The organism is Micromonospora sp. NPDC049047 (assembly GCF_040649135.1).
In the GTDB taxonomy this organism is placed as follows: domain Bacteria; phylum Actinomycetota; class Actinomycetes; order Mycobacteriales; family Micromonosporaceae; genus Micromonospora.
On sequence record NZ_JBEZEY010000005.1, the window covers coordinates 247,912 to 260,893 of the forward strand.

At 68.5% G+C, this 12,982-nt stretch carries 18 protein-coding genes, 1 pseudogene and 1 riboswitch; of the genes and pseudogenes, 11 read left to right on the forward strand and 8 right to left on the reverse strand.

Annotated elements, in window-relative coordinates; translation table 11 throughout:
• Nucleotides 1-120: 120 nt before the first annotated feature.
• Nucleotides 121-335: riboswitch (cobalamin riboswitch) on the forward strand.
• A 119-nt stretch (nucleotides 336-454) separates the two neighbouring features.
• The 6 genes and pseudogenes from AB0B86_RS10995 to AB0B86_RS11020 all read left to right on the forward strand — a co-directional run bounded on the left by AB0B86_RS10995 (nucleotide 455) and on the right by AB0B86_RS11020 (nucleotide 4,672).
• Nucleotides 455-964, forward strand: coding sequence for an acyl-CoA thioesterase (locus AB0B86_RS10995; protein WP_357417500.1), 510 nt, complete (start codon nucleotides 455-457; stop codon nucleotides 962-964).
• Between the two features lie 57 nt (nucleotides 965-1,021).
• A pseudogene (locus AB0B86_RS11000) lies at nucleotides 1,022-1,174 on the forward strand (Fe-Mn family superoxide dismutase); the annotation flags it as partial.
• A 6-nt stretch (nucleotides 1,175-1,180) separates the two neighbouring features.
• Nucleotides 1,181-1,441: a superoxide dismutase gene (locus AB0B86_RS11005; RefSeq protein ID WP_357417502.1), complete on the forward strand. Its 261-nt coding sequence runs from the start codon at nucleotides 1,181-1,183 to the stop codon at nucleotides 1,439-1,441.
• A 185-nt stretch (nucleotides 1,442-1,626) separates the two neighbouring features.
• Nucleotides 1,627-2,613, forward strand: a complete 987-nt coding sequence (locus AB0B86_RS11010; protein WP_357417504.1) for a zinc-dependent alcohol dehydrogenase family protein — start codon at nucleotides 1,627-1,629, stop codon at nucleotides 2,611-2,613.
• A gap of 524 nt (nucleotides 2,614-3,137) precedes the next feature.
• Nucleotides 3,138-3,689 carry a CbrC family protein gene (locus tag AB0B86_RS11015; RefSeq protein WP_357417506.1) on the forward strand — a complete coding sequence of 184 codons (552 nt, stop codon included), beginning with the start codon at nucleotides 3,138-3,140 and terminating at the stop codon, nucleotides 3,687-3,689.
• A gap of 374 nt (nucleotides 3,690-4,063) precedes the next feature.
• On the forward strand, nucleotides 4,064-4,672 hold the full coding sequence (locus AB0B86_RS11020) for an NUDIX hydrolase (protein WP_357417508.1): 609 nt from the start codon (nucleotides 4,064-4,066) through the stop codon (nucleotides 4,670-4,672).
• 3 nt (nucleotides 4,673-4,675) lie between these two features.
• Here AB0B86_RS11020 and AB0B86_RS11025 read toward each other — a convergent pair whose 3' ends face one another.
• Nucleotides 4,676-6,085, reverse strand: coding sequence for a helix-turn-helix domain-containing protein (locus AB0B86_RS11025; protein ID WP_357417510.1), 1,410 nt, complete (start codon nucleotides 6,083-6,085; stop codon nucleotides 4,676-4,678).
• Between the two features lie 147 nt (nucleotides 6,086-6,232).
• Here AB0B86_RS11025 and AB0B86_RS11030 point away from each other — a divergent pair, with 147 nt between their 5' ends.
• The 4 genes from AB0B86_RS11030 (at nucleotide 6,233) to AB0B86_RS11045 (ending at nucleotide 8,029) form a co-directional block, all read left to right on the forward strand.
• Complete coding sequence (locus AB0B86_RS11030) at nucleotides 6,233-6,571, forward strand: hypothetical protein (protein ID WP_357417512.1); 339 nt, start codon at nucleotides 6,233-6,235, stop codon at nucleotides 6,569-6,571.
• A gap of 3 nt (nucleotides 6,572-6,574) precedes the next feature.
• Nucleotides 6,575-6,847 (forward strand): hypothetical protein, encoded by a 273-nt coding sequence (locus AB0B86_RS11035; protein ID WP_357417514.1) that lies wholly within the window; start codon nucleotides 6,575-6,577, stop codon nucleotides 6,845-6,847.
• A 135-nt stretch (nucleotides 6,848-6,982) separates the two neighbouring features.
• Complete coding sequence (locus AB0B86_RS11040) at nucleotides 6,983-7,282, forward strand: hypothetical protein (protein ID WP_357417516.1); 300 nt, start codon at nucleotides 6,983-6,985, stop codon at nucleotides 7,280-7,282.
• A 393-nt stretch (nucleotides 7,283-7,675) separates the two neighbouring features.
• Complete coding sequence (locus AB0B86_RS11045) at nucleotides 7,676-8,029, forward strand: aldo/keto reductase (RefSeq protein ID WP_357417518.1); 354 nt, start codon at nucleotides 7,676-7,678, stop codon at nucleotides 8,027-8,029.
• Between the two features lie 71 nt (nucleotides 8,030-8,100).
• On the opposite strand, the gene AB0B86_RS11050 is transcribed toward AB0B86_RS11045, so the two are convergent.
• The 6 genes from AB0B86_RS11050 to AB0B86_RS11075 form a co-directional block, all read right to left on the reverse strand.
• Nucleotides 8,101-8,247, reverse strand: coding sequence for a hypothetical protein (locus AB0B86_RS11050; RefSeq protein WP_357417521.1), 147 nt, complete (start codon nucleotides 8,245-8,247; stop codon nucleotides 8,101-8,103).
• A gap of 116 nt (nucleotides 8,248-8,363) precedes the next feature.
• Entirely contained in the window at nucleotides 8,364-8,681 is a 318-nt protein-coding gene (locus AB0B86_RS11055; RefSeq protein WP_357401951.1) for a hypothetical protein, read from the reverse strand.
• Between the two features lie 346 nt (nucleotides 8,682-9,027).
• Complete coding sequence (locus tag AB0B86_RS11060; protein ID WP_357401949.1) at nucleotides 9,028-9,285, reverse strand: hypothetical protein; 258 nt, start codon at nucleotides 9,283-9,285, stop codon at nucleotides 9,028-9,030.
• Between the two features lie 22 nt (nucleotides 9,286-9,307).
• Complete coding sequence (locus AB0B86_RS11065) at nucleotides 9,308-9,511, reverse strand: hypothetical protein (RefSeq protein ID WP_357401947.1); 204 nt, start codon at nucleotides 9,509-9,511, stop codon at nucleotides 9,308-9,310.
• 205 nt (nucleotides 9,512-9,716) lie between these two features.
• Nucleotides 9,717-10,046: a DUF6193 family natural product biosynthesis protein gene (locus AB0B86_RS11070; protein ID WP_357417613.1), complete on the reverse strand. Its 330-nt coding sequence runs from the start codon at nucleotides 10,044-10,046 to the stop codon at nucleotides 9,717-9,719.
• A gap of 230 nt (nucleotides 10,047-10,276) precedes the next feature.
• The gene (locus AB0B86_RS11075; protein ID WP_357417524.1) at nucleotides 10,277-11,521 is read right to left on the reverse strand and encodes an MFS transporter; all 1,245 of its coding nucleotides are present in this window, start codon (nucleotides 11,519-11,521) and stop codon (nucleotides 10,277-10,279) included.
• Between the two features lie 18 nt (nucleotides 11,522-11,539).
• Here AB0B86_RS11075 and AB0B86_RS11080 point away from each other — a divergent pair, with 18 nt between their 5' ends.
• A complete protein-coding gene (locus AB0B86_RS11080; protein ID WP_357417527.1) occupies nucleotides 11,540-12,169 on the forward strand; it encodes an ABATE domain-containing protein in 630 nt (209 codons plus the stop codon).
• A gap of 24 nt (nucleotides 12,170-12,193) precedes the next feature.
• On the opposite strand, the gene AB0B86_RS11085 is transcribed toward AB0B86_RS11080, so the two are convergent.
• Nucleotides 12,194-12,889: a VOC family protein gene (locus AB0B86_RS11085; protein WP_357417529.1), complete on the reverse strand. Its 696-nt coding sequence runs from the start codon at nucleotides 12,887-12,889 to the stop codon at nucleotides 12,194-12,196.
• Nucleotides 12,890-12,982: the final 93 nt, after the last annotated feature.

Sequence of the window (12,982 nt, forward strand, 5' to 3'; positions counted from 1 at the left end):
CCTCACCGCCGCGAGACTTTTTCAATAGGTGGCGATCTTCTTCCTCAAATCACAGAAGTCGACGATGAGGACGCGCGCCGCCGCAGCGGGACGCCCTGGTGGACACATTCCCTGGCCAGCTATGCTCCGGGCGGCGCTGGTTCGCCCCGTCGTGACCGGCTGGGCGTCGTAAGAGGGAACCCGGTGAAAATCCGGGGCTGCCCCGCAGCGGTGAGTGGGAACGAACGTCGTCATCAGCACTGGGCCGTCGGCCTGGGAAGCGACGGCCAGTAGGAGACCGGCACGACCGGTCAGGCCCGCGAGTCCGAAGACCTGCCAACGTCGCGTACACAACCGTGTGCGCCGCCGTCGGCCTCGCGGGTGGGCTGAGCGGGTGACGTGCCGTACGTCGGCGCGTCCTCGTCAGCGTGTCCGCGTTCCCGTGGTGTGGTTTCCCGAGGGACGGACTGCCGCTGTGCACGACACCGCCACGATCGCCGGCCGAGCGCCGTCGGCGTCGCACCTGACCCTGTCGCAGATCATGGATCAGCACCACACGAACCTGATGGGTACGGTGCACGGCGGCCGGATCCTCAACCTCATCGACTCGGTGGCCGGGGTGGTCGCCGCCCGGCACTCGGACGGGCCGGCGGTCACCGCCGCGATCGACGAGACAGCGTTCCTGCGCGCGGTGCGGGTCGGCGACGTCGTGCACGTCGACGCCCGGATCACCTGGGCCGGCCGCAGCTCGATGGAGGTCGCGGTCAAGGTCACCGCCGACCGGTGGGACCGGGCGGTGCCGCCCACCGACGTGGCCACCGCGCACCTGGTCATGGTCGCGATCGACGACGGGCAGCCGCGGACCGTGCCGCAACTGCTGCCGGAGACCGACGGGGACCGGCGGCGCTACCGCGAGGCGGAGATCCGCCGCGAGCACCGGCTGGCCCTGCGCCGGGCGCTGCTCGACGGCGCCGACGAGGGCTGAGGCGGGCTCGGACTGCCCGTGGCTGTGCTCAGGCGGACAGGTGACGGAAAGTCCGCCCCGATCCTGGTGTTCGACGCCTGGGAGCACGCCTACTACTTGCAGTACCGCAACGTCCGTCCGGACTACGTAGACCGGCTGTGGAACCTGGTCAACTGGACCGACGTCACCTCCCGCTTCGACGCCGGCCGCGCCGCCACCCCGAAAATCTGATCCGGCGTGTCCGGGTACACCCCCGAGGCCGCGGAGATCGTCCAACGCGCCGCCGGGGTCATCGCGGCAAAACACCGAGGTGACCTCGTCGGCGCCGAGGCGCTGATGTCGGCGTTCGGCTCCGAGCAGGCCCGTACCCTCGGCTTCTACCTGCTCGCGGACCTCGCACTCGGCCTGGTCAAAGCACAGAGCGGCCAGTCCATGGACGATCTGGTCCGGGAACTGTCCCTGCTTTTGGCCGACACGGCCCAGTCGCCTCCGGTCTGACGGTCCGCTGGGTCCCGCCGACAGCGGGACCCAGCGGACGTCGCGGCGCCGAACCCTGCGCAGTCGAGGAGCCGGCCGATGTGCCTGCAGCTCAATCACGCGGGTCGCTGCCGATACCGCCCGCCGCGGCGCGCCGCTTGGATAGCGTCTACGTGATAGTTCGATCACGAAGGGTGTGACCTGTCATGCGCGCTGTGGTGCTGCGGGAGTTCGATACTCCGCTGACCGTCGAGGAGATCGACCAGCCCATTCCCGGGCCGGGACAGGTGCTGGTCCGGATCGTCGCCAGCGGGGTCAACCCGCTCGACACGAAGATCCAGGCAGGGAAGGCCGCGCACGCGCGCATCCAGCTGCCCGCGGTGCTCGGCCTGGACCTCGCCGGCGTCGTCGCGGCGGTCGGCGCGGAGGTGACCGACTTCGCGCCGGGCGACGAGGTGTACGGACTGTGTGGTGGCGTCGGCGACCTGCCGGGTTCACTCGCCGAGTATGCCGCCGTGGACGCCCGACTCCTGGCCCGCAAGCCGAGGACACTCTCGATGCGGGAGGCCGCCGCGTTGCCGCTGGCGGCGATCACCTCCTGGGAGGGCCTTGTCGACCGGGCCGGGGTCCGCGCCGGGCAGAAGGTGCTTGTGCACGGTGGCGCCGGCGGCGTCGGTTACGTGGGCGTCCAACTCGCCAAGGCGCGCGGCGCCGAGGCGTACGCCACGGGCGGCCCGGCGAGCATGCACCTGATCGAAAGCCTGGGCGCGGTGCCGATCGACTACACCTCGACAAGCGTCGAGGAGTACGTGCAGAGGTACACCGGGGGCGAGGGGTTCGACGTCATCGCCGACAACGTGGGCGGGGCGACCCTCGACGCGTCGTTCGCGGCGGTGCGTACCTACCACGGGCACGTGGTCAGCGCGCTGGGCTGGGGGTCACACTCGCTCGCCCCGCTGTCGTTCCGGGGAGCGACCTACTCCGGGGTGTTCACCCTGCTGCCGATGTTGACCGGGCGCGGCCGCGACCACCAGGGCGACATCCTGCGGGAGATCGCGGCGCTGGCCGAGGCAGGCGCCCTACGTCCGCGACTGGACCCACGACCGTTCACACTCGACACGGTCATGGACGCCCACCGACTGGTCGCCAGCGGCACCACCAACGGGAAAGTGGTGGTGGACGTCGCCGGCTGAACAGAGCCGATCGTTCACACCGAAGAGGTCGCTGGTTCGATACCGTCATCGCTCACGCAGGTCAAAGGCCACTTCCCGGCTTCGGGAGGTGGCCTTTCTGCTTGCGTACAGCAGCTAAGTACAGCAGTTCTCGTCAGCGACTCAGGGAGTCGCCGAGGCGCGCGGATTCAGGGAGCCGGCATAGCGGCCGGTGCGATCGGGAGCCGGCGGGACGTGGCCCACATCAAGGGCAGGAAGGCCGTGGGGCATCTCCAGAGTCGAGTCAGCGATCCGGCAGGAGGGCCGCGCTGGCGTGCTCGACGAGCGCCAGAGTAGCACCGGGTACCGACACGTCAACCGGCCGTGACCCCTCGCGCGAGGGGTGGGACGGACGACTGCCGGCCGTGCTGCCGGCCTGTCGGGTCTCAGGACCTGCGTGACAGATCAGTCTCGGGACGTGGGTGACACGTCCGGCTAGACGATCTTCGTTTCAGGGTAGCTGTTCAGGGCTCGGGTGGCCGCTCGTGACGTCCTAGGATCGGCGGGTGCTGGCTGACGAGGAACGTCTTCCGCAGTTTGCTTATCACCCGGATCCGGTGGGGACGGGTTCGATCGTGGCTGCTGAGGTGGTGTGCGCGTGTTGTCGGCGGCGGCGGCCGTTCACGTATGTCGGCCCGGTCTTCGCGGTGGAAGAGCTGGCCAGGGCGCTGTGCCCTTGGTGCATCGCGGACGGCCGGGCGGCTGGGATGTTCGACGCGCAGTTCACCGACACGAGCTGGCGGGTTCCGGACGACGTGCCTGCCGACGTGACCGAGGTGGTTCTCCGCCGGACGCCCGGCTTTCTGGGGTGGCAGCAGGAGCAGTGGATGCACCATTGCCGCGACGCGGCGGAGTTCCATGGCTTGGTCGGGGCGAACGAGTTGGCTGCCTTTCCTGACGCGCTGGAACACCTGCGGCTGGAGTTGGCCGGGTCTGGTTGGTCGGCCGATGACAAGGACTGGTATCTGCAAGCGCTGAGCAAGGACGGCCCGGTCACCGCCTATCTCTTCCGCTGCCGGCACTGTGGCAGTCACCTCGCATACTCCGACTCGACCTGACCGCCTGTTTGCTGTCGCGGGGGCTCCGGCTTACGGACCTTGAACCGGGCGATCGGTTTGACGGTGGTGCGCGGGACTTCGGTGAGGAGCTGGTCGCCGTCGTGGACGCGGAAGGGTGGTGTCGGCGGCTTCGACGGTGAGCGTTCGGCCAGCGTGGGCGATGCCGACGTGGATGCGTTGGCCCGCGATGACCAGGGCTCCTCGGCAGCTGACGCGGCGTTCGACCCGCACGGGTTCCGGGTTCGGGGTGGGTGGTGGTCCAGCGGGGCGGGCGTCGCGGATGCTGGCGGTCTCGGCTGGTGTTAGGGGGTTGGGCAGGAGGCATCGCTCGACGCGATGCGGTCGGCGGCGTGCGGCTCTTTGCCTAACCGGGCATGCGGTGCGTGGTGAGGTCCGGCGCGGATACTGGCGGGGTGAAGGAGCAGGAGCAGACGACGGAGTTGACCCGCTGGACCATTCACGGTGAACGGGTGGTTGACGACTCCCGGCGGGCGCAATTGAGCATCGCCGAGGTGGAGTTGCCCGACGGAATTCGTTTCGAGCAGTACGTGATCCGGGCTCCCCGGTCGGCCATGGTCGCCGTGGTCGACGATCAGCAGCGTCTGTTGTTGATGCGGCGGCACCGGTTCGTGTTCGACCGGTGGGTGTGGGAGTTGCCCGGCGGTTACGTCGATGGCGAGGAGCAGCCGGCGCAGTGCGCGGTGCGGGAGGTCGAGGAGGAGACCGGCTGGCGGCCTCAAGGGGTGGAGCCGTTGCTGACCTTCCAACCGTGGGTCGGCACCGCCGACGCCGAGAATCTCCTGTTCCTGGCTCGTAAGGCTGAGCACATCGGCGCACCCTTGGACGTGAACGAGGCGGAGCAGGTCGCGTGGATTCCGCTCGACGAGGCGTACGGGCTGGTGTCCCGGGGTGAGATCGTCGGTGCCGGCACGGTGATCGCGGTGCTGGAGCTGGTCGCGCGCAAGGCCCGGGGAGAGCTGTGACGCTCAGCGTCGGGGACCGAGGGTGGCGTCGATATGGCCGGTGAAGTGCCGGACGGCGGGTAGTCGCCGGTGCGGAGCGAGTTGGGTTTGCAGGTTGCGGAGGTAGCCAACGGCTCTCGCGGAGCGGAGCTGAGTGGTCAGGGTCAGGGCTTCCGCGCCGATGGCGCAGGCTCGGTCGGGATCGCCCTGCTGGGCGTGGACGCTGGCGAGCAGGGCGAGGTTGAAGGCTTTGCCGCGTACGTAGCGGTTGTCCATGCGTAGGGATCGAGCGGCGAAGCGTTCGGCGTGGGTGTTGCGGCCAAGGGCGTGGAAGCAGTGGCCGAACTTGGCCGACAGGTACGCCTCGTCGAAGTAGCTGAGCCACTGGGGCTCGGTGCTGCGGTCGGCTCGGTCGAGGGCTTGTTCCGCCTGGTGCAGTGCGGCGGCGCAGGCCCGTTCGTCGTTGGCTTTGGCCAGGGCGTGAGCTTCCATGACGTGGGCTTCGGCGGTCAGGACGGGGATCCCGGCGCGGCGGGCGGTCTGGCCGGCGGCGCGGGCGAGGTCGAGGCCGGTGGCGGTGTGGCCGAGGTAGGTGGCCTGGTGGCTCATCGCCGCGAGGATCTCCGCGCCGAGACTGTCGTCTCCGGCCGCGTGGGCGAAGTTCAGGGCGAGGGTGAGATACCGCTGGGCGATGCCGTGCTCGGCGGTGTCGTACGCCTGCCATCCGGCGAGTTGGGCCAGTTCGGCGGCAGCGCTGAGCAGTCGCTGGCCGGTGTGGTGGTCGTAGCGGCAGTCGGTGAGCAGCGGGGCAACCTCCTGGTGGAGGTAGCGGGACACGGTGTCGCGGGCATGGCCGCCGCCGTACTGGTTGTCCAACTGGCGGTAGGTCGCGGTCATCGCGCGGATGGTGTCAATCTCGGGTTGACCGACGGTGTTGCGGCCGGATTGGGTGACCGGGGCCGGGTCGGGTGCGGTGAACCAGCGCAGCGCCGGCAGGGTGTAGCCGGCGGAGCTGAAGGCCACCTGCCGGAGTACGTCTCGACGGTTCACGTCACCTCGCCAAAGCTCTGCGGCACTGCGTACGTCCTCCTGCCAGGTCCGGTGAACCGGCTCGCCGGGGGTGCGCCGGTCGGGGCCGGTGGGTGGTGCGGCCTGGCGAGGTACCAGGCCCATCGTGGTGCGCGCCTGGTCGGGCATTCGGCATCCGTCGGCGATCCGCTCCAGGACGTCGATCGAGGTGACCTTGCGTCCGGCCATGATTCGGCTGACGTAGCCCTGTTCCAGCCCGACAGCCGCCCCGATCCGGCTTTGACTCGCCCCGGTGAGACTGGTGATCCAGCGGAACAGACCGCCGATGTCGCGAGCGGCCAGCACGGTCAACACCTCGCCGTGCGACCACGCATCCTCCGGAACCCGAAGCGGATCGAGCAGCACGGCAACTCCCAGCGTCGCGTTTCGACTACTCAAGGTGTTCAGATCGACAGCCTAGGGCGACCATTCGCACTGGTCGAGCCGTCCCATGTCACCGTGACATGACCGCTGGCCATGGAACGGCTCACCGCCGGCCGGGATGGTCGGCGCATGTCCTTCAATGTCGACAACCCGCCCGAAGAGCCGCCCGCCGACTGCCAGCACCGTCTGTTGTGGCGGTTGGCCCGCGCTCTCTGGGAGGCTCACCGGCCCGACAGCGCCGGCTTCTGCGTGGCCACCGGCTGCTGGCACACGAACCAACGCGACCCCTGCCGGCTGGCCCAACTCGCCCAGGAAGGGATGCGGACCGCGTGCGGCGAAGCCACCCCCGCGTCGCCACCCTGGATCGCCGTCACCCGCGAGCGCCTAGCGGCCGGGGACATCGACCCCGTGGACGCCGTCGCCGAGACCCTCTGGCACCACCGCCACGCCCGCAGGGCAGGGCGGTGACCGATGGGAGCCATCTACACCTCGACGGCCTTTCGGGAGTACGCAAAAGCGCAGGTGGCCCATGCGGACATCCTGCTGACCAAGCACGCCGAGTCGGCCCTGAGCCTGTGCCGCTGCGGCCGACTCCACCCCTGCGACGAACACCGCCACTGGCTGGAGATGCGCACCCACTTCAGACAGTTCCTCGTCGACGAGCAGTACAGCAGCGAAGTACAGCAACTTTGCCCACCGAACCCGACCCGAAGCGACCCCAGCACGCCGTACGACCTCGGATGACACCCGATCGGACCGGCTCGCCGAGAGTTCACACCGAAGAGGTCGCTGGGCCGATACCAGCATCGCCCACGTAGGTCAAAGGCCACTTCCCGGGTTCGGGAGGTGGCCTTTCTACTTGCGTACAGCAGCACTATCATGATCGGCGTGGTGGCGCCCAACATTTTGGCTGAGGTGCGGTTGGGGCCGCAGCATCGGCCTACCGGGTTCACCCGTCACTACTACGGCTACGCCGACGGACACCGTGTCGAGGTGCCGCACCCAGTGATCTTGCGCATCGCGCAGTACGACGGCGATGAACCACGGGCCTACCTGTTCTACTGCGACGACAGCGGCGAGGAGATGACCGACACCTTGCACGACTCCGTTGCTGAGGCCATGGAGCAGGCCACGGCGGAGTTCGGTGTCCAGCGATACGACTGGGACCTCGGGCAATAGGAATAGGCCGGGCGCTTCCCACTACCGCATCGTCGTCGACGGCAACGGCGACAGAACCGGCCCGGACGAAGGCAGCCACCGACAGTCGAGCGCGCACGGTCGACCGAGGCCGCAGACCTGAACGGACATCGCCGGACGAGGTGCCCAGAACTCATAAGCGAGGGGGCAGGAGCCCGCGGGGCCCCAAGATCATGCCGTTTCCAGGCTGTCAGAGGTGACGCTTCCTCGGCTGGCTTCGGTGAGCATCCTGCGGCCGGGTGACGAGAAGTTCCACTACAGCGACGGTTCCCACAAATGGATCGCACCGAACCCCGACTACGACCAGGAGGTCTGGTACGACTGGAAACTCCCAGGTCGGGGAGCTGCGGGCGCGGTGGGCCGGTTTGAGGCTATGTGCCAGCAGGCGTCGCGTGCATCGGTCAGCTGTTCTGGGGTGATGCCCGCAAGGGTTCTGGAGAGTTGGCCGGCTCGTTGGCGCATCGCTTGGAGGCGCTGGGCCGGGTCGCGCAGCGGCTGGGGGCGACCACCAGCCAGGTGGCGATCGCCTGGGTCGCCGCGCAGGGCGGACAGATCGTGCCGCTCGTCCGCGCGCGGCGACGCGACCGGCTGACCGAGTCGCTGGCCGCGGCCGATCTGGTGCTGGACCGGGAGGCACTCGACGAGATCGAGCGGGCCGTGCCGGCCGGTGCCGCCTCCGGCGAGCGGTACGCGGCGCCGATGATGGGCATGCTCGACAGCGAGAAGTAACGGGAAGGTCAGGGAGTCCCCGCCAGACGCGGTTACGGGTCGTTCGGCTTGGTCTTGGCGAATCCCAGGCTTCAGCGCTGGCCGACCCACACCATTACGCCGTTGTGCTCGAAGACTGGCTTCGTTTCGGGGTCGATCGCGAAGTAGGTGAGCGTGAGATCGGCAGGATCGATGACGCGCTGCCGTTCACGAGCCTTGTACAACCGCAGTCTCATCACGCCTCTAGTCTTCGGGCCCTTCGCCAGAGACGAGCCGGGTCTCGTGCCACGCCCTTCCGGCGGCTGCTTCAGCCTCATCGCGCTGCTGTGGCTGAGCTTGAGAGCGGTCGGTCGGTTCAGGCTCTGCCTCGTATCGGCATGAGCAGGTCGATCCGGTCGTGACGGCGGTAGTGCTCGATGTTGGGGCGGGCGTCGTCTGGGTCTCCGGAGCGCCGCAGCTGTTCGAAGGTCGGGGTCAGCAGGGCGTAGGCGGCAGGTTGGGGACCACGCACGGTCGCGGTCAGGTATTGACCTCCTGGCACGACGCCTGATTGCAGGCCGAGTCGGTCACTGTCGTCGCCAGCTCGGATCTGGACGCAGCAGCGGTAGATGCCGGAGTTGTCGAACACGCCGAGGAATGTGCGCCCGCGCAGCGACCCGAGCAGGGTCTCCAAGTGGTCCCAGGCTGGCCCGATCTCGTCTGATCCGTCTTTGGCAGCCACGAACATGACCGGCGTCGCGATTCGCTCGACTCGCCTGAGCGGTAGTTCCATCTGCGGCTTTCCTCCGGCGTGTGGTCCGTGTTGCGTAGAAGCTACTCACCGCCTCTGACATCGCGGGTCCCGTGCGTCAGGTTCCTGTGGGCCGCCTCAAAATCTTGATACCTTCCGCAGTCGGATCCCGAGATCTACCGTTCGGTGAATGTCGCCATCGACATGCTCGCCGAGATCGGGCCAGGTCTGAAACGCCCGCTGGTCGACACGGTGCAGGGTTCGAGAGGCCCGATCTACGCTCCGGCCGTCAGTCCGAGGTCCGGATCTGCTCCAGGCGCGTCAGAGGTTCCCGGAGGTACTCCATGAGCTCCCGCAGCGCGTCCTTCTCCGCCGTGGTGATCACGACGTCCTCCTCCGACAGGGCGCCGACGAGCGTCGTGATCGCGTGGTCCCAGGCGCCGGCGCCTCTGGCCATCAGGACCATCGACCGGTACTTCGGGCTGATCTTGGGTGCGACCTGGTCGATGATCCGGGGGCTGAGCCATACGTAATCGTTGACTTCCATGGGTCTTCCGTGGGTTCGGTGGCTAGGCCGGTGGGTTGGTCTTCGTGGTGCCGGACGGGAAGAGCTTCTTGCCGGCCAGGGTGGACGAAGGCTTGTGGTTGCCATTGCCCAGGCCGTCGCCGTCCCAGGGGTTGGTCTTCTTGGGCGCCTCGGGCTCGGATGTGTCGGCGCCCTTCGGGCGGCCCTCCTCGGCGCGCTTGATGCCGTGCTGCTGGGCTGGTCCCACGCGTCCCGGCGAGCGGTCAGACAGGCGTGGAACTCACGCCGGAACGCCGCCAGCCGGCCGACCCCACCGTTCGTCCCGGCATCGTGCACTCTGATCACCAGACAGCCCTTGGTTTGCGACTTCTTCCCTGGACAAGAGGAATGATCGAAGAAGGGCTGTCTCCATGATCAGTCGGGGTCGATGCCACCGCCCCGCAGGTTAAAGATCAAGCTAGGCTCTCCACGTACAGGCGCGCCAGGAGTGCCGCCGCCTCGACCGGATCCCTGGTCTGCAAGAGGCACTCGCTGTCCGGGGTGCGACGGCTGAAAACGGAGTACCAGCCGTCGGACCCGACCGCCACGGTCGGCCGCCGCCCCTCCGCCGGAATGTCCAATATGTGTGGGCCAGGCCCCGGCACCAGTGTGTTCAGGGGTGTCCGAGGGTACGCCGACCGCAGCACCGGTTCGGCGTACGCGGCTTGAAGCAGAGGCCAGAAGGCGGAGGAAAGCCAGCTTCGCGCTTCGTCGTGTGGTGGCGCATGTTCGTCGAGCAGCATCTGCCACACGGTTTCGGGCGGTAGCTCCTGGGCGGCATCTTCAACCGGCTCCGTCACGAGGGAGTAATGCCCAGTGCCAAACGGTTCTGCTGCACCAGCAGGTGACAGGTGTAGTCACGCGGCCTGACTGGCCGGTGGGTGCATGATGGTCTCGAATTCAACAGGGGCCAAGCGGTAAGCAGCGGCTGACCGGTCGCCAACTGACGGAGGAACCGCCGGCCGGTGCGGGCTCATGCCGGCCGGGGCTTCGCGTGCGACGGCCCGATCCGTTGACGGCCGGCGAGCAGCGGAACGAGTGCGAGCAGTTGGACGCCGGCGACGACGAAGACGATCTGCCGTGCCGTGAGGTGGGCGGCGAGTAGCCCGGTGGCGGCGGCGCCCAGTGCGTAACCGCCGGTTTTGATACTGGCGCCGGTGGCGACGATCTGGGCGTAGCGGTGGGCAGGTGTGCACTGTTGCCGGATCGCCATGGTGGCCGCGAGGACGGGACCGCTCGCGAGTCCGGCGAGTGCGGCGAAGGGCAACGCGAACCACAGGGTGGGTGCGGCAGCGATGGCGGCCACGCCCGAGCCGTGGCAGACCAGCGCCCCGATCAATGCCGTGCGGGGTTGGACGCGGATGAGCAGGCGCGCGGACGCCAACGAGCCGATCAGGGCGCCGAAGCTGATCGCGGTGAGTATCCAGCCACCGTGCTCGGCCGGGTAACCGAGTTGGAGTGCGAGCAGGGGCAGCGTCACCGGCAGCAGCCCTTGCACGGTGTGGCTGAGAGTTGTCGTCATTGTCGTCGCGCGCAGCAGTGGTTCTCGCATGACGAGCCGGACACCGTCGCGCAGGGCGGCCGGCAGAGATTCCCTGCCGTCGCCTTCGGCGGCTGCCGTGCTGGGGTTCGGCATCGGTGCGCTGAGGATGAGTGCCACGCCGATGGCGGCGATGGCGGCGACGCTGGCGAGCGCTGCCCCAGCGCCAGCGGTGCTGGCGATGGCGGAAGCCAACGCCGGTCCTCCGAGACCGGCGATGTTGTAGCTTGCGGCGTCCGCGGCGTTGCCGCGCGGCAGTCGGGCCGGTGGGAGGACCTGCGGCAGGATGCTGCTGTAACCGCCCGTCAACACGGGTGCGGTAAGTCCGGCGAGGAGACCCAGCGCGATGAGCAGGATGTTCGGCGACCGACCTGCCAGGACCAGCACCCCGGTGAGTGTCGCGGCAAGGATGAGCTGATTGGCGATGAACAGGGGCCGCTTTGTCCGCAGTTTGTCGAGTAGTGCGCCGAGGACCGGACCGGTGAGCAGAGTCGGCAGTGCGAAGGCGGCAACCACCAGCCCTGCGAGTCGAACGTCATCGGTGCGGGCGATCACGACAAGTGTCACGGCGATTCCCGCCGCCGAGTCAGCGAGGCGGGACAGGGTGGCTGCGGCCAGCAGGCGTGTGGCCGCGCCTCCCAGGCGACCGTCGGCGACAACGTCGGTAACGGTTTGCATGGTTGGTACCGTAACAAGGTGAGCGCAGAGACGCGATTCGAATCCACTCGCTGGGCTCGCCTGGCGGTTGCGTTGGTGAACACCGCTCCTGGTGAGCGGCACGGTGACTTCCTCACGACGCCGACGCAGCTCCGGGACCTGCTGGTGGCCTTCGGCGAACCCGAGCCGGTCACGGTCCGCGACGCGGACCTGGTCGACGCCCGGGCGGCCCGATCCGATCTGGCCCGGGTCTTCGCCGTCGCCGGTGACGAGCAACAGATTGTGGAGCGACTGAACGAGCTGCTCGCCCGCACCGCACGCCCGCGGCTCGTCGGCCACGGCGAGCTGCCGCTGCACCTGCATGTCGACGCACCCGGATCAACATGGGGTGGATGGTTGGTTGCCTCCGGAGCGATGGGGCTGAGCATCATGGTCGCCGAACACGGAGTTGACGTGCTGGCGGAATGCGCGGCCTCCCGGTGCGTGCACGCGGTTCTGCGCTACGGCCCCGGACCGGCCCGCCGTTACTGCGATGCCTCCTGCGCGAACCGCTCGCGCGTGGCCGCCCACCGCGCCGCCCGCGCCACCTCAACAGCAGGCAACGGCGGGCAGAAGGATGGTCCGCGAAGCGCGCCTTCTGCCCCTACTGCGGGTCCCGGTGTAACGTGACCTGACCAGGCCGGTCAGCCCGCACTACGAGTCGTCTCGGCCCTGCCAGGTCGTCACACACGCCTCGTTGCCCTCGATATCCGCGAGCACCCAGAACGCGGGAGCACCAGACGCGGACACGAGTAGGCCACCTGCCGTCAGCGCCGCTTCGATCCGCCGTGGCGCCTCGTCGTGCGGAACACAGATGTCGAGGTGGATGCGGTTGCGGTCCGGGCGAGGCTGATCCATCTGCTGGAACCACAGCGCCGGACCCTGCCCGACCGGGTCGACGATCGGATCCTCGGGACCGTCGGCTCCCGCCTCGTCCGTGTAGCCAAGCACGGCCTTCCAGAACGGCCGGACCGCTGCGATGTCGAGCGCGTCGAGAGCGATCTCCACGAGCTGGACCGACCGCGGCGCTGCCGTACCAATCTCAGGCTCTGTCCGTAGTCCGACGTCCCGCACGGCGTCGGAAAGCCGATGAGCGAGGTCGATATCGCAAGCGGTAACCGCCGCCTGATCCAACGACTGCAGGGTCAAGACCATCCGGTCTGACCGGATATCAGCGCGTAGGTGGCCATCGGCGTCGCTGCCGCACGCCGCCACCACGCGCGCCGCCACCTCGGCGGCCTGAGCCAATGAGCCGACCGGGACCGACGTGCGCAACGCGCCGAGCAGATATCGCCATCCCTTGTCGCCTACCGCGTCCGAGGCCGCCTGCCGACTCAGTGGCTGTTCCATGCCGGCATCCTCACATGCGCCACCGACGAGTTCGCCGCCGCGGTGCTGGTGACTGCCTGACGTGGATCCTCGCACCAGGACTCCAGCCAGTCG

Bases quoted from the DNA above. Each gene is read 5' to 3' on its own strand.
- AB0B86_RS11035 (WP_357417514.1), top strand. From the start codon at position 6,575: ATGGGAGCCATCTACACCTCGACGGCCTTTCGGGAGTACGCAAAAGCG.
- AB0B86_RS11010 (WP_357417504.1), top strand. From the start codon at position 1,627: ATGCGCGCTGTGGTGCTGCGGGAGTTCGATACTCCGCTGACCGTCGAG.
- AB0B86_RS11070 (WP_357417613.1), bottom strand. From the start codon at position 10,046: ATGCTGCTCGACGAACATGCGCCACCACACGACGAAGCGCGAAGCTGG.
- AB0B86_RS11040 (WP_357417516.1), top strand. From the start codon at position 6,983: ATGATCGGCGTGGTGGCGCCCAACATTTTGGCTGAGGTGCGGTTGGGG.
- AB0B86_RS11030 (WP_357417512.1), top strand. From the start codon at position 6,233: ATGTCCTTCAATGTCGACAACCCGCCCGAAGAGCCGCCCGCCGACTGC.
- AB0B86_RS11020 (WP_357417508.1), top strand. From the start codon at position 4,064: ATGCGGTGCGTGGTGAGGTCCGGCGCGGATACTGGCGGGGTGAAGGAG.
- AB0B86_RS11060 (WP_357401949.1), bottom strand. From the start codon at position 9,285: ATGGAAGTCAACGATTACGTATGGCTCAGCCCCCGGATCATCGACCAG.
- AB0B86_RS11075 (WP_357417524.1), bottom strand. From the start codon at position 11,521: ATGCAAACCGTTACCGACGTTGTCGCCGACGGTCGCCTGGGAGGCGCG.
- AB0B86_RS11085 (WP_357417529.1), bottom strand. From the start codon at position 12,889: ATGGAACAGCCACTGAGTCGGCAGGCGGCCTCGGACGCGGTAGGCGAC.